24 protein-coding genes are annotated in these 22,745 nt (G+C 36.3%); 3 read left to right on the forward strand and 21 right to left on the reverse strand.

Features of this window, described 5'->3' with window-relative positions:
- Positions 1 to 18 precede the first annotated feature (18 nt).
- From EL194_RS08125 to EL194_RS08145, 5 genes are all read right to left on the reverse strand, one after another.
- Entirely contained in the window at positions 19 to 1,230 is a 1,212-nt protein-coding gene (locus EL194_RS08125) for a sensor histidine kinase (protein WP_003773868.1), read from the reverse strand.
- A complete protein-coding gene (locus tag EL194_RS08130; RefSeq protein WP_003773870.1) occupies positions 1,211 to 1,885 on the reverse strand; it encodes a response regulator transcription factor in 675 nt (224 codons plus the stop codon). Before EL194_RS08130 ends, EL194_RS08125 begins: the two co-directional genes overlap by 20 nt.
- Entirely contained in the window at positions 1,854 to 2,837 is a 984-nt protein-coding gene (locus tag EL194_RS08135) for a PhoH family protein (RefSeq protein ID WP_003773872.1), read from the reverse strand. Before EL194_RS08135 ends, EL194_RS08130 begins: the two co-directional genes overlap by 32 nt.
- 81 nt (positions 2,838 to 2,918) lie before the next feature.
- Positions 2,919 to 3,104 (reverse strand): 30S ribosomal protein S21, encoded by a 186-nt coding sequence (gene rpsU / locus EL194_RS08140; protein ID WP_003773874.1) that lies wholly within the window; start codon positions 3,102 to 3,104, stop codon positions 2,919 to 2,921.
- 188 nt (positions 3,105 to 3,292) lie between these two features.
- The gene (locus tag EL194_RS08145; protein WP_003773875.1) at positions 3,293 to 4,720 is read right to left on the reverse strand and encodes a DEAD/DEAH box helicase; all 1,428 of its coding nucleotides are present in this window, start codon (positions 4,718 to 4,720) and stop codon (positions 3,293 to 3,295) included.
- A 164-nt stretch (positions 4,721 to 4,884) separates the two neighbouring features.
- On the opposite strand from EL194_RS08145, the gene EL194_RS08150 reads away from it, so the two are divergent.
- A complete protein-coding gene (locus EL194_RS08150; protein ID WP_003773876.1) occupies positions 4,885 to 5,520 on the forward strand; it encodes an ABC transporter ATP-binding protein in 636 nt (211 codons plus the stop codon).
- A complete protein-coding gene (locus EL194_RS08155; RefSeq protein WP_003773877.1) occupies positions 5,513 to 6,295 on the forward strand; it encodes an ABC transporter permease in 783 nt (260 codons plus the stop codon). Before EL194_RS08150 ends, EL194_RS08155 begins: the two co-directional genes overlap by 8 nt.
- 68 nt (positions 6,296 to 6,363) lie before the next feature.
- Here EL194_RS08155 and deoC read toward each other — a convergent pair whose 3' ends face one another.
- From deoC to EL194_RS08220, 13 genes are all read right to left on the reverse strand, one after another.
- Positions 6,364 to 7,026, reverse strand: coding sequence for a deoxyribose-phosphate aldolase (gene deoC / locus EL194_RS08160; RefSeq protein WP_003773878.1), 663 nt, complete (start codon positions 7,024 to 7,026; stop codon positions 6,364 to 6,366).
- Positions 7,013 to 8,479, reverse strand: a complete 1,467-nt coding sequence (locus EL194_RS08165) for a UDP-N-acetylmuramoyl-L-alanyl-D-glutamate--2,6-diaminopimelate ligase (RefSeq protein WP_003773880.1) — start codon at positions 8,477 to 8,479, stop codon at positions 7,013 to 7,015. Before EL194_RS08165 ends, deoC begins: the two co-directional genes overlap by 14 nt.
- Positions 8,480 to 8,481: 2 nt before the next feature.
- Complete coding sequence (locus EL194_RS08170; RefSeq protein ID WP_003773881.1) at positions 8,482 to 9,228, reverse strand: hypothetical protein; 747 nt, start codon at positions 9,226 to 9,228, stop codon at positions 8,482 to 8,484.
- Positions 9,225 to 9,926 (reverse strand): RsmE family RNA methyltransferase, encoded by a 702-nt coding sequence (locus tag EL194_RS08175; RefSeq protein ID WP_003773884.1) that lies wholly within the window; start codon positions 9,924 to 9,926, stop codon positions 9,225 to 9,227. The genes EL194_RS08170 and EL194_RS08175 overlap by 4 nt, the downstream gene beginning before the upstream one ends.
- Positions 9,926 to 10,666 carry a pseudouridine synthase gene (locus EL194_RS08180; protein WP_003773885.1) on the reverse strand — a complete coding sequence of 247 codons (741 nt, stop codon included), beginning with the start codon at positions 10,664 to 10,666 and terminating at the stop codon, positions 9,926 to 9,928. Before EL194_RS08180 ends, EL194_RS08175 begins: the two co-directional genes overlap by 1 nt.
- Positions 10,650 to 11,186 carry an SMC-Scp complex subunit ScpB gene (scpB, locus tag EL194_RS08185; RefSeq protein ID WP_003773887.1) on the reverse strand — a complete coding sequence of 179 codons (537 nt, stop codon included), beginning with the start codon at positions 11,184 to 11,186 and terminating at the stop codon, positions 10,650 to 10,652. The genes EL194_RS08180 and scpB overlap by 17 nt, the downstream gene beginning before the upstream one ends.
- A complete protein-coding gene (locus tag EL194_RS08190; protein ID WP_003773890.1) occupies positions 11,186 to 11,911 on the reverse strand; it encodes a segregation and condensation protein A in 726 nt (241 codons plus the stop codon). The genes scpB and EL194_RS08190 overlap by 1 nt, the downstream gene beginning before the upstream one ends.
- A gap of 22 nt (positions 11,912 to 11,933) precedes the next feature.
- On the reverse strand, positions 11,934 to 13,232 hold the full coding sequence (locus tag EL194_RS08195) for a pyrimidine-nucleoside phosphorylase (RefSeq protein WP_003773892.1): 1,299 nt from the start codon (positions 13,230 to 13,232) through the stop codon (positions 11,934 to 11,936).
- A 2-nt stretch (positions 13,233 to 13,234) separates the two neighbouring features.
- The gene (locus tag EL194_RS08200) at positions 13,235 to 13,687 is read right to left on the reverse strand and encodes a dihydrofolate reductase (RefSeq protein WP_003773894.1); all 453 of its coding nucleotides are present in this window, start codon (positions 13,685 to 13,687) and stop codon (positions 13,235 to 13,237) included.
- Positions 13,687 to 14,556 (reverse strand): thymidylate synthase, encoded by an 870-nt coding sequence (gene thyA / locus EL194_RS08205; RefSeq protein ID WP_003773896.1) that lies wholly within the window; start codon positions 14,554 to 14,556, stop codon positions 13,687 to 13,689. The genes EL194_RS08200 and thyA overlap by 1 nt, the downstream gene beginning before the upstream one ends.
- A gap of 46 nt (positions 14,557 to 14,602) precedes the next feature.
- On the reverse strand, positions 14,603 to 14,893 hold the full coding sequence (locus EL194_RS08210) for a single-stranded DNA-binding protein (RefSeq protein WP_013853045.1): 291 nt from the start codon (positions 14,891 to 14,893) through the stop codon (positions 14,603 to 14,605).
- 122 nt (positions 14,894 to 15,015) lie between these two features.
- Entirely contained in the window at positions 15,016 to 16,275 is a 1,260-nt protein-coding gene (gene yfmH / locus EL194_RS08215) for an EF-P 5-aminopentanol modification-associated protein YfmH (protein WP_003773902.1), read from the reverse strand.
- Positions 16,259 to 17,485 carry a M16 family metallopeptidase gene (locus tag EL194_RS08220; protein WP_003773904.1) on the reverse strand — a complete coding sequence of 409 codons (1,227 nt, stop codon included), beginning with the start codon at positions 17,483 to 17,485 and terminating at the stop codon, positions 16,259 to 16,261. Before EL194_RS08220 ends, yfmH begins: the two co-directional genes overlap by 17 nt.
- Positions 17,486 to 17,562: 77 nt before the next feature.
- Between EL194_RS08220 and EL194_RS08225 the strand changes: the two genes are divergently transcribed.
- The gene (locus EL194_RS08225; RefSeq protein ID WP_034886579.1) at positions 17,563 to 19,011 is read left to right on the forward strand and encodes a nicotinate phosphoribosyltransferase; all 1,449 of its coding nucleotides are present in this window, start codon (positions 17,563 to 17,565) and stop codon (positions 19,009 to 19,011) included.
- A gap of 103 nt (positions 19,012 to 19,114) precedes the next feature.
- Here EL194_RS08225 and EL194_RS08230 read toward each other — a convergent pair whose 3' ends face one another.
- Genes EL194_RS08230 through EL194_RS08240 form a run of 3 tightly spaced genes read right to left on the reverse strand, consistent with a single transcriptional unit; the run spans position 19,115 to position 22,696 of the window.
- Complete coding sequence (locus tag EL194_RS08230) at positions 19,115 to 20,068, reverse strand: ABC transporter permease (RefSeq protein ID WP_003773910.1); 954 nt, start codon at positions 20,066 to 20,068, stop codon at positions 19,115 to 19,117.
- Positions 20,068 to 21,174 carry an ABC transporter permease gene (locus EL194_RS08235; RefSeq protein WP_003773911.1) on the reverse strand — a complete coding sequence of 369 codons (1,107 nt, stop codon included), beginning with the start codon at positions 21,172 to 21,174 and terminating at the stop codon, positions 20,068 to 20,070. Before EL194_RS08235 ends, EL194_RS08230 begins: the two co-directional genes overlap by 1 nt.
- Entirely contained in the window at positions 21,161 to 22,696 is a 1,536-nt protein-coding gene (locus EL194_RS08240; RefSeq protein ID WP_003773913.1) for an ABC transporter ATP-binding protein, read from the reverse strand. The genes EL194_RS08235 and EL194_RS08240 overlap by 14 nt, the downstream gene beginning before the upstream one ends.
- Between the last annotated feature and the right edge of the window lie 49 nt (positions 22,697 to 22,745).

The raw sequence follows: 22,745 nt of genomic DNA on the forward strand, positions 1-22,745 counted from the left end.
AAGAAAATCAATTAAAGGTTAATTCTGTGTTAACTTTATTGTAAAGGTTGTACCTTTATCAATCTTACTTGTGACATTAATCGTTCCACCATGTGCCTCCACAATCGATTTCGAGATTGCAAGACCAAGACCACTACCACCATTTTCACGACTGCGATCTTTTTCACCACGATAGAATCGTTCAAAGATATGCGGAATTAAATCCGGTTCCATACCTTTGCCATTATCCATAAAATCAATGTGAACATATTCTTCATCAGTATCACACTGAATTTTAATACGTCCGTTTTCGGCATAATTAATGGCATTATTGAAAAGATTTAAGAAAACTTGTGAAAGACGAAATTGATCAGCATAAACTGTAATATTTGAAGGACAATTTAAAACGACTTTAATATTTGCTTGATGCAATTCTTGTCTTCGTTCATAGATCAAACCATCAAAGAACTGTTTTAAATTAAAAACTGTTTTCTCTAAATATACGGTATTTGACTTAAGTCGTGATTGAAGCAATAAATCTTCAACGATATGATCAAGTCTGTTATTTTCTTTCTCAATTTGTTTTAAAAACGCTTCTAATGTTTCCGTATCATCAAACTCAGGTCGGTTTAAAATTTCAACCATTCCTTTGATCGAAGCGATCGGAGTCCGCAGTTCATGGGATGCATCCGCAATAAATCGTTTCTGCATCTTTTCACCCTCTAAAATGCGTGTAACATCTTGAAAAATCAACATACATCCGTTATAACGGCGCTTTTCAGTGAGAAAAGGAATTGATAGAACTTGAAACTCGACATCTTGATAACTTACTTGACGAACAAACTGCTTTTCATTTAGAAATGCATCCAATAAGGTTTGGCGTATCGGCGAATCAATCTTTACATCGTACACACTTTTTGCGTCTACATGAATGAGTTGATCAAAATATTGATTACTTACCTCAAAATCACCTCTTTGATCAATATAAACCAACGGTGATGGAATTGCATTGATTAATTGTACCGTACGATCATAAGCATAGTCTGCTTGTACCGTAGCCTCTTTTTTTACCATTTCAACATCTTCTTTAATTGTTTCAACTTTGTTTTTAGTGTTTAAGGTATCCAGGATAAATAGCAGAGCCATCCCTAAACTTAAAAAAAGTATTGATACAACTGTACGACTCCATAGAGCAATCACAGAAAGAAGTACGAGAATTAATAATTGTATTTTATTCTCTTTTCGCAACATAACCAACTCCTCTCAGCGAATTAATCTTAACATTTGAATCTTCTAATTTTGTTCTTAATTTAAATATATGAACATCAACAATTCTCGTATCTCCATCGTAATCAAAGTGCCATATTTCAGACAATATTTGATCACGTGTTAATACTATATTTTCATTCTGTAATAGGTAGATTAACAGGTCAAATTCTTTTTTGGTAAGTTCAACAGGATTTGAACCGACCACTACTGTATGTTGATCCAAATTAATGACAATATCACCCACTTCAATTCTTCTAAGTTCATGATTCATATCAACTCTGCGTAGGTGTGCTGTAATACGCGCTGAAAGTTCTCGTGGTGAAAATGGTTTTGACAAGTAATCATCTACACCCGCATCAAACGCTTCGAGAATATCTGCTTCCTCATCTTTTGCAGTCAGCATGATTAAAATGGCTTTTAATCCACGGTCACGAAATTTTGCAACAAGTTCAATGCCATCATGGTAAGGAAGCATCCAATCAACAATTATGACATCATACTGTCCCTGCAAAGCCATCTCAAGACCTTCACGACCATCTTTAGCAGAATAGACATCAAAACCCATCTGCTTTAAATCATAGCGCAACAGGCGACGTATGCCTTCCTCATCTTCGATAATTAGTATTTTCTTGCTCACGACGATCTCCTTCCGCAAACTTCTTAAGAATTTTAATCACCAATGGATGGCGAACCACATCACTGTGTGATAAATTAACAAAGCGAATTTCGGGAACATCTGATAAATAATCTTGCGCAACACGAAGCCCTGAAGCTTGATGACGCGGAAGATCAATCTGGTCAACATCTCCGGTCACGATCATTTTCGAATTGCGACCAAGTCTTGATAAAAACATCATCATTTGTGCTTTTGTCGTATTTTGTGCTTCATCAAGAATAATCATTGCATCATCTAAGGTGCGGCCACGCATATACGCTAAGGGCGCAATTTCAATAACACCTTTATCCATATAACGTTGAACACGTTCTGGAGAGAGCATATCATCTAATGCGTCATAGAGCGGTCTTAAGTAAGGATCAATTTTTTCTTTCAGATCACCAGGTAAAAAACCTAAGTTCTCACCCGCTTCAACAGCAGGACGCGTTAAGATAATCTTCTGAATTTCACCTTTTCTTAAAAGTTCTACTGCATAGCAAACCGCTAAAAATGTCTTACCCGTTCCTGCTGGTCCAATCGCAAAAGTCAAATCACTTTGTTTAAATGCGTCGATGAATACCTTTTGACCTAAAGTTTTAGGTCTAATTGGCTTACCGGTAAAAGACCGCGTTAAAACTTCATCCATCATTTCAATAAAACGATCTGTTTGATTTAAACGCACAACATCAAACAAATACTCAAATTCTTGAACATCCAAACGCTCATAGCGTTTAATAACTGAGGCTGCAAGGCGAATAAATGTGACGGTGTTATTTACGTTCACTTCAGATCCATCAATGGAAAGATAAGCGTCCCGTCCATGAATATTTACTTCATAATTTTTTTCAATGTGACGAATATTTTTATTCTCAATACCGACGAGTTGTTGGAGTGAGATTTCAAGTTCATTTAAATTAACTGTTTGAGTTACCAAGAGTAGTCCTCCTTATGTATTAATCATATCGCAAATTTAAAAACATGCAATAAAAAAGAAGCGCTTTGCGCTTCTGATTTGTTATCTACGTTTTTTACGGCGTGCTTTTTGAGCAGCTTCCGACTTCAATTTGCGTCGTACGCCAGGTTTTACATAAAACTCTCTTTTGCGAGCCTCAGCAAGGGTACCATTACGAGATACTTGACGTTTGAATCTGCGTAATGCGTCATCCAAACCTTCGTTCTCTTTTACTACAATTCTCGACATGACTAACCTCCCTTCTGATGCAAGCAAATTAATTATAACACTTCATCAATCAAAATCAAGTATATAATTAGGATTTTTTCGATATATTGCTAATATATTGCTTAAACGGTAAAAACCTAGTGTATAAGCACCCTCACACTCACGTTTTGGGACAATTTAATCGATCTATCATCCTAATTAAGCATTCTTTATGCTGACTTTTTACGACGATTTGTTGTTTTTTGTTCTTGATTTTTTGTTCGTGTACGACTTCCACTTGGCTTCTTGCCGTTTTGAGATTGTTTCTTTGCTTTCTTCGAAGCATGATTACTCCAATCATAAGGGCCATTGAGTTCTTTTTCTTTTTTCTTAGGTTTTCCTTTTGATTTGGAATCTTTTTGTTTCATCGGTTTTTTCTTAGTTTTGGATTCTTCTGCTTTAATACGTTCTAACTTAGCTTTTTTCTTTTTACTGATTTTCCCATCCTTGATTGTTTTATCAAGTAAAGGATAGTTATGTGACTTAATTACAGGAACACGCATCTGAATCACATGTTCAATATCTTTAAGTAATGGAATCTCTTCAAAATTACAGAATGAAATCGCTGCGCCACTAAAACCTGCACGACCTGTTCGACCAATTCGATGCACATATGTTTCAGGAACTTCTGGCAATTCATAATTCACAACATATTTTAATTCATTAATATCAATACCACGCGCCGCAATATCTGTTGCGACCATTACATTAATCGTACCATCTTTAAATCCACTCAGAGCACGTTGACGTGCCCCTTGTGACTTATCGCCATGGATTGCGACTGCATTGATGTTACTACGGCATAAATCACGTGCCACACGGTCTGCACCACGTTTTGTACGTGTAAAGACAAGAACAGAATCAAAAGACTTGTTCTCTAAAACATCAATCAGAAGTTGAGTCTTATTACGTTGATCTACATAATAAACACTTTGCTCTACTGTTTCAACTGTAGAAGATACAGGTGTAACTGCGACTGTAGTAGGATTATTTAAAAGCATCTCCGCAATACTTGAAATTTCTGATGGCATTGTTGCAGAGAAAAGAAGTGTTTGCTTCTTTTTAGGAAGTTTTTTAATAATGCGTTTCACATCATTAATAAATCCCATATCCAACATGCGATCCGCTTCATCGAGAATAAAAATCTCAATCTGCGATAAGTCAATATAACCTTGACTCATCAAATCCTCAAGACGACCGGGAGTCGCAATCAATGTGTCAACACCGTTACGAAGTGCTTTAACTTGGTAGCGTTGCGCAACACCACCAAAAACTACTGTTGAACGTAAATCCATATACTTACCATACATTTCAAAATTTTCTTGAATTTGAATGGCAAGTTCACGAGTGGGCGTGAGTACAAGTGCACGTATTTTACGTTTTCCATTACGATCAAATGCTTTCTCTTTTAAATTTTGTAACGTTGGTACCGCAAAAGCAGCAGTCTTTCCTGTACCTGTTTGAGCGAGTCCAATTAAATCGTTATGTTTTAATAAAGTTGGAATTGCTTGTTCCTGAATCGGTGTAGGTTTTTCATAACCTTGTTCCGTTAACGCTTGTAAAATTTTCTCATTGATACCTAAATCTTTAAATTCCATATAATTACTCCTTAAATTCTTTTATACATTTTGTGTTCATAATCAGAACACCAACCGTTTAATCTTATAGTTTTATGAGCCCAATGTAAACAAAAATAAATTAATGTGCTGTTTTACTTTAATTTCCCTCTATTTAAGCTATGATAATTCTACGGAGGCATTTTATGATTGAACTAACAAACATTAATTTTAAAGATATACTGCATTACCCAACAATTAGAATTGTTGAAGGCGAAACAACATTTATAACAGGGCCATCAGGTTCTGGTAAATCAACACTCCTAAAACTCATCAACGGAACCGTTGATCCCAAGGATGGAATCATTTCATTGGATGGCGTGAAAATCGAGGATTATAATCGCATTGAGTTGCGTAGAGACTATATTTTATGCGATCAATCTGTTTTTTTATACGACCAAAGCGTACGTGATAATTTTCATTCTTTCTACAATTTAAGAGAGGAATCTCTCCTAACAGATTCTCAAATCAAAAACTTTCTAGAACTATCGTGCTCTAGTGCACACCTTGATGATTCTGTAATTTCTATGTCTGGCGGTGAACGTCAGAGAATTTACATCGCTCTTTGTTTATCTTTAGCGCGAAAGGCAATCATGTTTGATGAACCCACTTCCGCTCTTGATGATGTGACTGCGGACACTTTGTTAAAGAACATAAAAACGTACTGCATTCAAAACCACCTTGACCTCATTATTGTGAGTCACAATTCAGCGTTAAGTGAGAAATACGCCGATAATTTAGTCATCATTTCAAATTTGAAGGAGGATAATTCTCATGAATAGCGGAATCATTGAATTAAGCATTGTTCAATTCAGTTTAATATATCTGTTACTGTTGATTGTATTATTTATCATGAAACGGGCAAATATAAGTCAGACACGTCTCTTATTTACCGCAAGTATCAAGATGTCGGTTCAATTATACTTATCAGGTCTTATCTTAACGTACATCTTTGGAAACCCACACCCCCTCTTTGTGGTTCTTTATTTAACTTCGATGGTTCTCTTTTCAACTTTTAGAATATTAAAGAAAAACCCCCGATTAAATCCCCAATTTAAGCGTGTTATCTTTTTATGTCTTATGGCTTCGGGTCTCTTTGTCGTTGCATTTTTTGTAGGGATTATTGTAAGAACAAGTATCTTCAACCCTCAATATGCCATTCCAGTAGGAGGAATGATCATTGGTAATGCCATGAATGGATTGAGTTTAGGAATCAAAACACTTACTGATACACTTGATCTTGAACGCAATAAAGTTGAAACCTTATTAAACTTAGGAGTCACACCTAAAAGGATTATGATTCCATTCGTCAATCAATCGTTAGAAATGGCACTTTTACCCACTCTTAATAATATGTTGAATATGGGCATTATTTCGCTACCCGGAATGATGACGGGACAAATCATATCGGGAACGCCTCCCCTAACTGCCATTATGTATCAAACAGCAATTATGATTGCGATCACAACAGGTGTCGCTCTCACAACATTTACTTCACTTTCAATCGGTTATCGTACGCTAATAAGTGAAAACGAACAGATTAATTGGTATCAATAAAAAAAAAGGTGTTTTCAGCCTTTACTTCAAACGTATTGAATACATTTGAAGGGCTGAAACACCTTTTTTTAGTAATCGGATTGACTTACTTCGTTTTTAACCAATGCAACACCGGATGATGTACCGATTCGTGTAGCGCCTGCTTCGATCATCGATTCCATATCTTCTTGACTTCGAACACCACCAGAAGCCTTTACAGAAGCTTGATTTTTAACTGTATCTTTCATCAGTTTAACAGCTTCAAACGTTGCACCACCTGTACTGAATCCTGTTGATGTCTTAACAAAGTCAGCACCAGCAGCAACAGCAAGTTCACAAACCTTAACGATTTCGTCATCTTCTAAAAGACATGTTTCAATAATCACTTTAAGGATGTTTTCACCACATGCGTCTTTAATTGAACGAATTTCATTTTCGATTAAATCGTATTTTTTGTCTTTTAAAGCACTTACGTTGATAACCATGTCAATCTCATCCGCACCGTTTTCAAGAGCGTTTTTAGTTTCGAAAACTTTTACTTCAGTTGTATTTGCACCTAATGGAAAACCGATTACAGTACATACTTTAACATCAGTACCACTTAGAAGTTCATTACAAAGTGAAACAAATCCCGGATTAATGCACACACTCATAAAATCGTATTCTTTTGCCTCATCACATAAAACACGAATTTGCGCTTCTGTAGCATTTTGCTTCAACAGCGTATGATCAATATATTTACTTAATTTCATTTTCTTTTCCTCCGTATAGTTTATCAAGGATCAGTGATGCACATACTTCGTCACCCATCCACGTTTCTTTTGAACCTTGCTCACGATAGATAAATTTTTCTTCACCTTTACCGATTAGAACAACCGTATCACCTGGCAGGGCCATTTTTAAAGCTTTTTCAATTGCGTCTGTACGATTGGGCACAAACTCATAATTGTTGGATTCAATCCCTGTAATAATATCTTGTGTAATATCCACAACACGCTCGTCTCGATTATCATGCTCTGTAATAATTACGTGATCACAATACATCGAAGCGACACGGCCCATTATCGGTCTTTTTGCTGTATCTCTCCCACCTGCTGCACCGAATACAGTAATTAAACGTGCACCTTCATCTTGTGTCGAACGTACAAATTCATAAACATTTTTCATGCTGTCTGGTGCATGTCCAAAATCAACAATTACTCTAAATGGTTGTCCCTTGTTAACCATTGTTTGGCGACCATCGACGTGCTCAATATCTTTAAGCTCAGGAATTATTTTTTCGAGAGCATAACCACGTTGATGTAGAATTGCGATGACATTAAGCATGTTGTATACATTAAATATCGCTACAAAATTTGTGACAACAGGATAGGTTTTTCCTTCATGAATCAGTGTGAATTCGGTAAAGTCTTCATGTAATACAATATCCTTTGCACGATAATGTGCCTTCGGATTGTCGACTCCATATGTTACAACATTTGAATAATCTTGATTTTGAAGTATTTCACCATATTCATTATCAATATTTAGAACCATAAATCCAGACGGTTTTAAATTATCAAAAAGCATTTTCTTCGCCTCAAAATAATTTTCCATTGTTTTATGATAATCAAGATGATCATGCGTTAGGTTGGTAAAGGATGCATTATCGAAATCGATTGATTCAACTCTTCTTAATGCAAGTCCTTGACTTGATACTTCAAGGCAAACTTCTTCAACACCTTCTAATCGCATATCCTGAAGGTATGATTGCAACTCTACAATATCCGGTGTTGTTAATGAAGGAGCGAATTTATGTTCGTTATACTCTACAGAGATTGTACCAATATAGCCCGCATTTACACCAAATCTTCTCAGAATGTTGCGAACTGTAAGCATCGTCGTACTTTTTCCATTCGTTCCTGTTATTCCATAAACATACATATTTGTTGATGGACTGTTATAGAATACATCCGTTACACGATGCAATTCAGTCATCACATCATCGACGCGAATATATACAATTCCTTCGATTACATCAATATCATCCGAGTGGACTACCGCTACCGCACCATTTTCAACTGCTTGTTTCGCAAACTGATGACCATCAACAGTTAAGCCTTTTAAACAGAAGAACATGCCGTTTTTAACACGATCACGAGAATCAAGAACCAAATGATCAATGTCACAATCCAATTCTGTGTTCACAAGTTTATTCAATTTCATACTTATCTCCTACTCTTTTTTTCTGCTTTAACGCGTTGTTTATTAATTTTCTTAATGCAGCGCGGTTTGATAAGTTCATTTTCAATACAATAATCTAATAATGCTTTTTCATCTGAATTTAATATTAAATCTGCAAGTTCTTTAATGTGTTCGGATTCAAGTTTTTTTTCCGTCCATAGAGGATATGATTCGCATTCCGTCAAATTGTATCGATAAAAAATATTTATATCTTCTCGATACAATACAATATCGGATGTGCTTTGTGCGATACATCGACCTGAACTCATATTTGCGATAAAGGGCTGTAATCCATACGTATCGATTGGAATCAAACGATCTTGAAAGTCATTATATAATTTAAAGTATTGTGGTAACTCCAAAATCGCGGTTTCACGATCATACAAGGTATTCAACAATCCATCAAAAATAGGAATGTATACTCTGTTTTCATTTTCGACTTGGAATACTTTCAATTTTGATTTGATTGGGGCGATGTCACACTGAACGATAAAGTTTCGTTCTTTGAAAAGTAAATTATCCCACATATCCAGATGCTCATTCCGAATTCGCTCAAACTCTGTTTCGAATGTTTTCTTAGTCTCTAAACTATGCTTAAAAACATCAAGTTTTAAAAGATCAAAATCAGATTTTGGATTAAGCCCTAAATTATACATCTTATTCATATCCATCAACATCTTGATTTCTTTTTTAGAACGCTTCTGGTCATGATATTTTTTTAGTATATTCACTTTATCACCTCACACGCCGATACAATATTACAAATATAGATACTTGCTGTCTCAGCTCTAAGAACATTGTCTCCAAGGCTCACTTGACGATATCCCATTGCTTCAAATTTACTGCGTTCGTCATTACTAAAACCGCCTTCGGGTCCTACAAGTACCGTGATAGACTTTGTATCTTCCCGAACTGTATGAATCAAATGCGCTTCATCTCCTATATCCGCATAAAGATTTAAATCGGATTGATATTGAGGTAAATCATCAAGTGTTGCGATTCCTTTAACGGGTACTTCATACTGTCGGTAAGATTGTTCCGACGCTTCCTTCGCAATGAGGTTGAGGCGTTCCATTTTACGATCTGATCTTTTCCCAAAATCACGTACAACCCCATGTTGACTTTGGTAAAGAATAATTTCATCTACACCGCACTCGCATGCTTTTTGAATCATCCACTCGAGGCGTTCTGATCGAATTAATGAAGCGACAATTCGCAATCTAAATTTTTTCTCGTTCCATTCAATTGGTTCTTTAACTGTTAGATGTGTGAGCGTATCATCCGTAAATGAAGCGATCACACCATTACCACGATGATCTACAAGTCGAATCGAATCACCCTCTTGCATTCGAAGTACCTTTCGACATTGATGTAATTGATCTGCACTGAGTTGCAAGTCCTCAATTGATTCAATGAAGAATTGTTGCATTAGATTTCACCTTTTGCTGTTAAAAGCAATTTTTTAACCTCAAATGGTTTTAATTCACGGTATTGTCCGATTTTAAGTTCATCAATATCAAGATATCCAATTTGATAGCGGTGAAGTTTCAAGACTGGAAGTCCAAAATGCGCAAATATTTTACGGATTTGTCTGTTTTTACCTTCGTGAAGCGTAATCGAAAATTGAGTTTTATCTTTAGCAGCATCATATTTCACACGACTAATTTCGACACCTTTATATTCGACACCTTCAATGGTAATGCCTTCTTTAAGTGAATTGGTCACTTCATAGGAAAGTCTTCCTCTAACACTTACACGATATATTTTTGATAGATCAAATTTTGGGTGTGTCATGTAGTAAGCAAAATCTCCATCATTGGTGAGGATGAGTGCACCTGTTGTTTCACGATCGAGGCGGCCTACAGGAAAAACACGAATGTCATTTGGCACTAAATCTACGACACTTTCTCGATCTTTATCATCATTTGCACTTGATACAATGCCACGAGGTTTATTGAGAATGTAGTATACTTTTTTTTCTTCAACATTAATAAGGATTCCATTGACCATAACACGGTCTTCAGTCGAAACTTTCAAACCCTGTTCTGTAACTTTAATCCCATTAACTTTTACTTTACCTTCGTTTATTAAAACTTCAGCCTTACGACGGGAACAATATCCACTCATCGCTATAAATTTTTGTAATCTTATATTATTTAAAGAGTTCATTATTTTCTTCCAACATTTCTATCTTAATTTCGGGTAATTCTTTCAAACTCGTCAGTTTAAATACATCCATAAATGAGTTTGTCACTTCATAGAGTATTGGACGACCAACTGAATCAGCTCGTCCACATTCCTGAATTAAATCCAATGCTTCCAATCTTCGACACATCATGTCACTATTAACACCGCGTATTTCTTCAATTTCTAAACGCGTTATCGGTTGTTTGTATGCAATAATCGCAAGTGTTTCGAGAGCAGCTTGAGATAATTGACGGTTTTTATTAAATTCAAGCATATCGGAAATGGTCTCGTGCAGTTCTTTTTTAGTAATTAACTTGTAAACTGAACCAAACTCAACCAGTTCCAATCCACGATTCGAATCCATTAAACTTATTTTATAATCTTGTATTTTGTTATTAAATGCTTCGTCATCAATTCCAAGAGCGAGCATTAATTGTTCTTTATCAACGCCTTCTTCCCCAAAGGCAAATAAAATGCCTTCAATAATTGCAAAATCAGTCATTAAATCGCCCCTTTCAGATAGACCTCTTCATCTTGATAACTCATTTTTAAATCTCCCATTCGTAACATATCTAAAACTGCTAAGAATGATACGAGCAGGTATTGCAGGGTGGGTGCTTGAGACAATACATGGTCAAGAGACAAAACGACACCACCCTGAAACACTCTTCTTAAATCTTCTACGACTTCGTCAACTGAGAGTTCCGCTCGTTCTATAGATACATCCTGAGGGTGCGCTAACTTAAAACGACTCATTACTTTCATCATTGCATTCATAAGGTCATAGGGCGTTTGTTCATAAGTAATCGAATCTTGTAAACTCGTCTTAATTTCTTTAAACAAACCCGATGAGATTGGTTTTGCGAATTGCTTTGAACGTTCTTCATAACGCTCTGCCAATTCAATGCTGACCTCTTTATAACGTTGATACTCAATAAGTCGTCTCACAAGGTCATTCTCATCATCTTCTACATCTTTTGCATCCAGTTCACTTTTATCTCTAGGCAACAGACGTTTGCTTTTGTATTCAATTAAACCGGCAAGTTCACTAAGATATTCAGACGCTACTTCAAGTTTTTGATCTCGAACGCTATCTATAAAAGCAATGTACTGATCCGCCAATTCATCAATATTCAAATCAAAAAGATCTAGTTTTTTATCCTTAATTAGATAAAGCATTAAATCCAAGGGACCACTAAATTGATCAATAGATACTTCAAAATTCATGGTTATTCTCCAATCTAAACTATTATAGCACGGCTGCGATTAAATTTGGTTTTTCAACAGGTTCTTGTCCCATCACAAAACATGATACTGTATTGTTTTTATGATCATCGGTTATTGGTGAATCGCTATATAAAGTAGCAAGTAAATCACCCGCATGAATTAAATCTCCAATTTCTTTTCGAAGTACAATCCCCGCTTTATAATCAATAATATCGTCTTTTGTTTGTCTTCCTGCACCTAAGTGCATGGATACAATACCTAATTCCATTGCTTTTAAATCGTGTAAGTAACCATCTTGCTCAGCGAACACTTCGACTTCATATTTAGCTTTCGTAAAGGAATCAAGATCATCAAAAATTGAAATGTCTCCACCTTGTGCTTCAATCCATTTTAAGAATGTTTCATAAGCTGCACCACTTCGTAATGTTTCTTTTGCGAGTTCATAACCACTTTCTGATGAATCAGAAAGTTCTGCTTGGTACAGCATATATCCTGATGCTACAAGACACAATTCCTCTAATTCCTTTGGTCCTTCGTTTTTTAAAGTCATAATTGCTTCTTCTACTTCAAGTGCATTTCCAATTGAATGTCCTAACGGTTGATTCATATTTGAAAGCATCGCATTAACCTCACGTCCAAGATTCCGGCCAATCGTGATCATTGTATTTGCTAACTCACGCGCATCCTCGACATTTTTCATAAATGCGCCTTCACCATATTTCACATCAAGTAAAATACAGTCTGCACCTCCTGCCAATTTCTTTGACATGATGGATGATGCAATTAAAGGTATCGCATTAACTGTTCCCGTTACATCTCGAAGCGAATAGAGAACTTTATCTGCGTAAACCAAATTTCCAGTTTGACCAATGACTGCAAGATTAATAGCATTAACTTGATCAATGAAATCTTGACTTGAAACCTCGATGTTGAAACCAGCGATGGATTCTAACTTATCAAGTGTTCCACCTGTATGACCTAAGCCTCTACCACTCATTTTCGCAACTTTTGCACCTGCTGCCGCAACAATTGGGCTCAAGATAATTGTAGTTTTATCACCTACACCACCTGTTGAATGCTTATCCACTTTCTTGCCAACAATGGATGACAAATCAATAACATCTCCACTACGCATCATCGCATCTGTCAATGCTGTTGTCTCGTCGAGACTCATTCCTTTTAATACAATTGCCATGAGCAATGCACTGGTTTGATAATCTTTAACCGTACCATCTGTAACACCATGAATCCAAAAATTAATCTCTTCATGAGTTAATTCCATACCGTCACGTTTCTTTTCAATTATTTCTACTATTGTCATAATTATATCCTCTCGTAAGTTACTTGTTTAAAAGTACTGTATTCAACCTGATTCTTGATCTTGAATTCTAAATCAGAAAAATCCGGAAAAAATGTATCACCAATTACATCATTTGGTATATACGAAATGATTAACTCGTGAGCAAAAGGCAAACTTTGAGCGTAAATTTCTCCGCCACCCGCGATAAAAATATCTTCGCTCGATTCTTTGTGTTGCATTAAAAATGCCCTAAGATCTGGAATTGCATTTTCAATCGAAGCGTTTCGTGTTACGACATAGATTTCTCGATTATCAAGCTTTTTAGGAAGACCCTCAAACGTTTTTCGACCCATAACCACTTTTTGATTCAGTGTCGACTTTCTAAAATGCTGTAGATCTTCTTTATTATGCCATGGCATCGACCCATTTAAACCAATGGTGCGATGGTTATTCATCGCGACAATAATTTTAATCATCACACACTCACCTTTGCTTTTATTAATGGATGTGGATCATAGCCGACTACTTCAAAATCTTCAAACTTGAAATCTGTAATTTTTTCTTGGTTTCCATGAATTATGAGTTGTGGTAAAGATTTCGGTTCGCGTGCTAATTGCATTTGAACTGCATCATAATGATCATTGTAAATATGTAAATCACCAAAAGTATGGACAAATTCTCCAACCTCTAAATCGCAGACTTTAGCTATCATGTGTAACAACAGCGCATACGAAGCAATATTAAATGGAACACCCAAAAATACATCTGCACTACGCTGATAAAGTTGCAATGATAATTTTCGATCATTACTTACATAAAACTGCATAAATGCGTGACAAGGTGGTAATGCCATTTGATCAACTTCGGTCGGATTCCAAGCACTCATAATAATACGACGTGAATACGGGTTTGTTTTAATTGTTTCAATAACGTTATTAATCTGGTCAACACCACCAAAATCACGCCATTGTTTACCATAAACGGGACCCAACTCTCCATATTTTTGAGCAAACAAATCATCAGCTACAATGCGTGCAATAAACTCATCCATGGTTTCGCCATTGTAATCATCTGATTTTTTGAAAAGTTCGTATGGCCATTCATTCCAAATTCGAACCTTGTTCTCGACAAGCCATTTAATATTGGTATCGCCGCTTACAAACCATAAAAGTTCTTTCGCAAGCGATGGAAAATGAACTTTTTTAGTTGTAAGCAAGGGAAAACCCTTGCTTAAATCAAAACGCATTTGATAACCAAAAACGCCTGTCGTACCTGTTCCCGTACGATCTTCTCTTCGTGAACCTTCGTCTAATACAAATTGACACATTTCCAAATAATTTTTCATTTTATCACCTACATTCTATTATACAAAAAAATCACTCTCTTTGGTACTATTTCGGATATAAGAACTCAAGATGTTCTGCAATTAAGATAAATTTTTCATCATTAATTTCTAATCTACCTTTCACAGAAATTAAACTTCCTGGTTTACATGAGTTTGTGGTTGTCTCACTTGCACCGCGCCATAGTAAAATCGGAAATGTATCCTTTCTGAAAATACCCGTTGGCGTTCTAAAATTTGAAGTGACACTAACATGCATCAATGCATAACTTTCATTTGAGTGGTCCTCAATGGGCACCGGCATGGTTTCAATGTGTCCAACTAGCTGTACAAAGTTCATTTTGACCTCCTTTTCTTCATAATGTGGGTTACCCCACACTCATAAATTTACTGCAAATAAAAACCTTCCTAATATTTTTTTCAAAAAAACAACAAAAAAGGTTAGATTCTCTAGAATCTAACCTAATTATTCGAATTAACCATCCGTAAAAATGTATCGTCACTATCCACAATCACATCCACAAGATTGGCCAATGCATCATACGATAAATCACGAATCATTTCCAAATACTCAAAGTACGAAACTCCATCGAAGTGAGCACGTCCCAATGTAATTGCAAGTTCATCTGTTTTACTTAGTGACATAATCATTTCACCATAATATCGCTTCTTCAACTGGTTAAACATTGCTTCATCATGCTTTAAATGATTCATGCGGTACTTAATAATTTCTTTAAACGATTCGTGCTTATGCCCTTCATTCACAAAATAGATGACACCAAATGATTCACGGATATCGACATCATAGCCATATGAGTTTGAAACGATTCCTTCATCAAGCCAAACCTGATAGTCGGGGATCATTTCTGAAAAATTCATCTCTAAAAGCATACGTATCAAAAACTCATCTTTTAATTTATCATTGCGATTATAAGGAAATTTAAATGAATAGGTCATTTTCGGAACTTCTACATCCCCTTGAATTTCCCGTTCTTTAAACGCAACATGATGCGGTTCTTCATCAAACAAATCCATTACATTTTCACTCACAGCATGATGTGATTGCGTTTCTTCTAAGACGATCTCCGCAACCTTTTGTGGATCCATCGGTGTTACGATTGTTAATGACATGCGGTGATCAGAATAGTTCATTTCAAAAGCACGGAGTAAATCCGCACGCGTCGTTTCCGTCACGCTTTTTTCTGTTCCTGCGATATCATAGATAAACGGATAATGATGAAATAAGTTCACATACGTCTCATTCAATAAACGCATATCCGGCATTTGATCATACATTTTTATTTCTTCGATGATGATCCCTTTTTCTTTTTCTACGCTTTCTTCACTCACACTAAACTTACTTACAAACTGAATCAGTAAGCGTAAGGGCGCTTCCAAATCACCGTTATGACCAAAGTAATACATGGTTTGTTCGTATGAAGTAAAAGCATTGCCACTTGCACCAAGTTCCGCAAATTGACTTAATATATCCTTACTCTCATCTTCAAACAGTTTATGTTCCAGAAAATGTGCAACACCCGATTTATGTTCAATTACATTTCCATCGAGACTTTGTTTAAGATTCAATGCACCAAACGGAGTCCCATATACAGCACTTGAACGTTTAAAACCAGGTCGGTGCACAATGGTTACACTCAGAGCACTTGGTGTTGTAAAGGTATACACTTTTTCATTAAAATCATTTTTAATTGTTTTCATCATTTTCACCTCTATATGCGAAGATAAACGGCTCTGTGATTTTTGTTAATACAGCTTTCACATCCGACTCCGTTACTGCACGAATTTTTTCCTGCATTGTTTCAATGGACTCATCTACCTGCAGCATATTATTCCTAAAGGTATGATCTGCAATACTCTTTATCCGTTCTGTATTACCCTCTAAGGAGAGATCTAAATAGTTGATAGCCGCTTTTAAATCTAAAGGTTCATTTCGAACAATCTCAAATTGATCTTCAATCAGTGATAAAGCCTTTTCTACGTTTTTATCACTCACTCCCGTCGCAATATAGAAAATCCCGTCATAGACTTGACGTGATGCATAGATTGAATAACATAGGCTATGCTTTTCGCGAATATTTTGGAAAAGTAGTGAGGTCGGAAGTTGACCAAGATATGCAATAAACACGAGATAGGCATAATACAAATCATCATAAGGCGTAATGCTTGTTTCATAAACGCATACAAGTTCACTTTGACTTCCTTTATATCGTTCTTCAAGATACGAATTTGAAATTTCTGTTTTTAAAAGTGATTCGTTGATTGGCATTGAGTGACCAACCGTAAATGCATCGAAATTACATGCGCGGTCAACGCCCCCCACCAAATAAATTTGTTTATTAAACTCTTGAATACAACGTGTATGAAGATTTTGGATATCTTTCAAGCTTACAGAATCTAAATCATCCAAATCCCCAAAAGCACTTAAACCAAACAACTGTCCTTCACCTGCATGTTTAAAACCCTTAACCAGCGCATTTTGCGATGCATTTTCTTTGATATGCATATGACTGATGCGTAAGTTTTTCTTTGCTTCTTCAAGAGTTTGTTCTGTTAATAGTGGATAAAGATACATATCTTCAAGTAATTTAATCTGTTTGTCCAACAACAATTCATTGGTGAATCGTTCGTGAATCATTTTAATTCCAAGATCTATAACTTGGTATGTTCCTAAAGTATAAGTTAAAGCGCTTGTCTTCGCTCCATATAACATATCGTGTCGCTGTGCGAGTGATGTTTTAGTTGGGTTTTCAATTAAACGATCTCCCATCATCCGCGTGAGTAAATTTGCGATAGTATTCGTTCTTGATTCAAGCTTAAATACAATTTTTAACGAAAGATACACTTCATGAAACTTTTCTTCATTGATTTGATAAACCTTAATGTCATTTTTTAATATTAATTCTTCATTCATGATACATCCTCCAAAAAATGATACAATATAATAGCATTGTACATCAATATGATGTAAATAGAAAGAACGGTGACATAATGATAAAACCTAACGACGCAGTCTTTTTGACTGACTTATATGAATTTACAATGGCTTATACATATTTCAAACAAAACCGACATGAAGAAATTGTTTATTTTGATATGTTTACCCGGAAAATACCAAACCAAGGTGGTTATCTTATTTTTAATGGATTGAGTAAACTTATTGAAACCATTAATAATTTTAAGTTTACACAGTCACATATCGATTACCTCTATGAACAAGGATTTACAGATCCAAAATTTCTTGATTATTTATTAAATTTAGAATTAAATTTAGACATTTGGGCTGTTGAAGACGGAACGGTTGTTTTCCAAAATGAACCGTTGGTCACAGTACGTGGTACCGTTATCGAAGCACAACTCATTGAAACACTTTTATTATTATCGATTAACTACTCAACTTTAGTTACAACTAAAGCAAGTCGTATTGTAAATGCTGCACGTGGACGTGCTGTACTCGAATTCGGTGCTCGCCGTGCTCACGGTTACGATTCTTCCGTCGATGGAGCACGTGCCGCAATTATTGCGGGTTGTATCGGAACATCCCATACACTTGCTGGTTATCAATACGGGGCTCATGTTTCTGGAACAATGGCACATTCATACATTCAACTTCATGATTCTGAATTTGAAGCGTTTATGTCTTTTGCGGAAATCAATCCTGATAACGCAATTTTCCTCGTTGATACATATGATACATTGGGATCTGGAATTCCAAATGCAATTAAAGTAGCACATGAATATCTTATTCCAAACGGTTTCCGCCTCAAAGCAATTCGTCTTGATTCTGGTGACTTAGCATATCTATCCAAAGAAGCCCGAAAAATGCTCGATCAAGCAGGTCTTCAAGATTGTAAAATTATGGCCTCAAACTCACTTGATGAATATCTCATAGATGACTTGATCTACCAAGGAGCGCAAATCGACTCATTTGGTGTTGGCGAAAATCTTATTACTTCAAAATCGGAACCTGTTTTAGGCGGTGTTTATAAACTTGTAGCCCAAGAACGCGCAGATGGAACCCTTACACCAAAAATTAAAGTAAGTGAAAACATTGAAAAAATAACAAACCCAAGTTACAAACGACTTTATCGTTTCTATGATAATCACACGAACAAAGCCCTTGCCGATTACATCGCCCTCGCAGATGAAGTAATCCCAACTGATACCATTACCATTTTCGACCCTTCCGCACCTTGGAAGAAGAAAACACTGACGGATTATCAAGTAAGAGAATTACAAGTACCTATTTACCAAAATGGTAAATGTGTCTATGAGTTACCGAATCTTGAAGAAATTGCACTCTATTCTCAAAAGGAATTGGAAACAATTTGGGATGAGGTAAAACGACTTCATTATCCGCATCGTTATTATGTTGATTTATCTCAGAAACTTTATGACTTGAAATTGGAGCTTCTCCACAATATTAGTAAAAATAAATAATCAATTTTAACATTCTAAACGTATTTAACCTTAAATACAGATAAAAAAAAGGTATGACCTCTTCCATGTGAGATTCATACCTTTTTTGCTGTGAATAATTATTTTAACGTTTACCTGCATCATAAGGTTGTCCCGCTGCTTTAGGGGCTGCAGACTTCTTAGATGTGAATACAAGGACTACTAGGGTCGCAATATAAGGTAACATTTTGAAAACTTGATCCGGAATTCCAAGTCCATTGAGGAATGGTATTCCCGAATAAACGTTGGATAGCGTTAATGCAAGAGCGAAAAATAGAGATGAAAAGAATATTGTCTTAGGTCTCCATTGACCGAAAATAAGGATTGCTAACGCGAGGAACCCATAACCATTTGCAGTACCTGTAAATGATGTACTGATTGGAACTGTTATAATAAGTCCACCAAGCCCCGCAAGAGCTCCAGAGATAAGAACTCCCGCCCAACGAATACGTTTTACATTTCCACCTGCTGCGTCAAGAGCATGAGGATTCTCTCCTGCTGATCGTAATCGTAATCCAAATCGTGTTTTATAGATAACAAACGTTGCGATAAAGAGGATTGCAATTCCAATATAGGTAGAGATATACGCATTGGTAAAAAACAATTTACCAATAACCGGTATTTCGGATAAGAACGGTACCTTTCGAATGAGAAACTCATTTCTGAACGGAATTTCTTTTACCGAATACAAAAGACGCGCGATATAAACTGTAAATGCTGGTGCAAACATATTAATGGCCGTACCACTAATAGTTTGATCTGCATTCATATTTATAGCCGCAAATGCATGCACTGCACCCATAACAACACCCGCAAGAATGGCTGCTAACATGGCAACAATGTAAAGTAATTGACCAGACATATGGTTCTGAAGGAAAAACAGAGTGATAACTCCAAAGAAGGTACCAAATACCATAATCCCTTCTAAAGCAATATTTACAATACCACCACGCTCAGAGAATAACCCTCCAAGTGAAACTACAAGTAATGGAATTGCTACATACAACATCTGTTGAACAATAAATGCAAGTGTGTTCATCAGTTATCACCTCCGGAATTTTTCGTCACTTTCGCAATAAATCCTTTAAGAAGTATTGTAAGTGCGCTCACATAAATAATTGTAGCGGTGATAACAGAGATAATTTCAGGCTCAAGACCAAATAATTGAAGATTATTACCACCATACGTAATATGTGCTATAAAGAGACCTGAAAGAATAATACCTATAGGATTACTTTGAGCAAGTAAAGCTACTGAGATACCGTCAAATCCTTCTGTAAGAAGAACATTAAGTACATCCATGTATTTCCCAACATTTGCGAGGTACATCACTGCACCACCAAGACCTGCAAGTGCACCTGCAATCGTCATTGATAAAATGATCGATTTTTTTTCATTGATACCTGCATAGCGGCTGGCATGACGATTATAACCAACTGCTTTCAGTTCAAATCCAAACTTTGTTTTTTCTAAAATAATGTAAATCAAAATTGCCATCACAATCGCAATCACAATTCCAATATTAACCGATGATCTCGGAAAAATCTTGTTTAAGCCAAGTACCGGTAAATATGCATTTACAGGTGGCAAGGTACGTGAGTGAACAGAATCGAATGCAGTATTGGTAATCAGATAGTTTACGGCATACATTCCAATATAGTTCAACATAATCGAAGCAATAACTTCGTTTACGTTACGATAAGCCTTTAAGATACCAACGATTGCACCCCACAGTGCTCCAGCAAGAGCACCACCGATTAGACCTACAATCCAACCAGTACCCGCAGGCATCCAAGTCCAGTTAACGCCAATATAGACTGCAGTAAATGCACCAACTGTAAACTGTCCTGAAGCTCCGATGTTAAAGAGGCCCGTTTTAAATGCGAATCCAACCGATAACCCCGTCAGGATAATTGGAGCTGCTCGGAATAGAACATTTCCCATACCACGTAGGTTATGGTGGAAACCACCTTTGAGAATTATCCAAAATGCACTTAATGCATATTGAGGTGTTGTTAGTAAGATTACTAAGAACCCAACAAACAATCCAATAATTATCGCAAGAAAGGATGCAATAACAGCGTGATTCCCCTCATTTGCGAAGAATTTTTTAATTTTTGTACCAATCGAACTAGTTTTTACCATTTAGAGTACCCCGCTTTGCTCCAGCCATATATAAGCCAAGTTCTTGTTGCGTAATATCTTCTGGCTTAAATTCACCTACAAATTCTCCATTGTACATTACAAGAATTCGATCGCTGATGTTCATAATTTCAGACAATTCGTACGATACGAGAAGAACAGACTTTCCAGCATCGCGTTGTGCTACAAGTTGGTTATGTATATATTCAATTGCACCTACATCAAGACCCCGTGTTGGTTGAACAGCCATCAGAACTTCCGATCCCATGTCAATTTCACGAGCCAATATAGCTTTTTGTTGATTCCCACCAGACATACTACGTACAACAGAACTCGGTCCTTTTGAACTTCGAATATCAAACTTTTCAATCATTTTACGTGCATACGTTTCGATTTTATCGAAACGAAGCATTCCATTTTTTTGGAAACGATCTGTAAAATATTGTTTTAATACAAGATTGAAATCCAATTTATAGTCAAGAACTAAACCATCCTTGTGACGGTCTTCGGGAATATGCGATATCCCATGAGTATTTCTGTATCGGATTGATTTATCTTCAATGCTTTCACCTTTAAGGACGATCTCGCCCTGTGTTATCGGTAACATTCCAGCAATTGCGTAAACCAATTCATGTTGTCCATTACCTTCAATACCAGCAATACTTACAATTTCACCTTCATGCAATGCAAATGACGCTGCTTTAACGGCATCATGATTTCCATGAGAAGAAGCAACATTAATGTTTGTAACTTCTAATACTACTTCACCCCGCTCTTGCGGTTTCATATCGATATTTAAATCAATTTTTCGACCCACCATCATTTCGGACATTTCATCGACAGTTACATCTTTTACATTGACGGTACCAATAAATTTCCCTTTACGTAAAACCGACACACGATCAGCTACTTCTTTGATTTCGTTCAATTTATGAGTAATAAAAATAATTGATTTTCCTTCAGATCGAAGTTGCTTCATAATTGCCATTAACTCTTGAATTTCTTGCGGTGTTAACACAGCCGTTGGCTCATCAAAAATCATGACATCACTTTCACGATAAAGTAATTTCAGAATTTCGACACGCTGTTGCATCCCTACTGATATATCCGAAATTTTTGCATCCGGATCTACATTAAGGTTATATCGATTACTTAATTCGATAATATCTTTACGAGCATCCCCAAGGCGGACCATCCCGCGTTCAACGGTCTCAACTCCTAAAATAATATTCTCAGTAACCGTAAAATTATCCACCAGTTTAAAATGCTGGTGTACCATACCAATCTTATGGTAGGTTGCCTCATGAGGGTTATTGATTTGAGTAACTTTGTCACGAATGACAATTTCTCCCGAGTCTGGTTGGTACATCCCAAACAACACAGACATCAACGTTGACTTTCCAGCACCATTCTCACCCAGTAGCGCTAGAATTTCCCCTTCACGAAGTGAAATTGTGACGTCATCATTGGCTCTAATGCCTGGAAACGTCTTGGTGATATGATTCATTTCAACAATATTTTTCATATTCCCTTACACTCCTTAAACATATCATACACAAAAAAAGAACGATAAA

Origin of the sequence: Erysipelothrix rhusiopathiae (assembly GCF_900637845.1) — a bacterium.
GTDB classification, from domain to species: domain Bacteria; phylum Bacillota_I; class Bacilli_A; order Erysipelotrichales; family Erysipelotrichaceae; genus Erysipelothrix; species Erysipelothrix rhusiopathiae.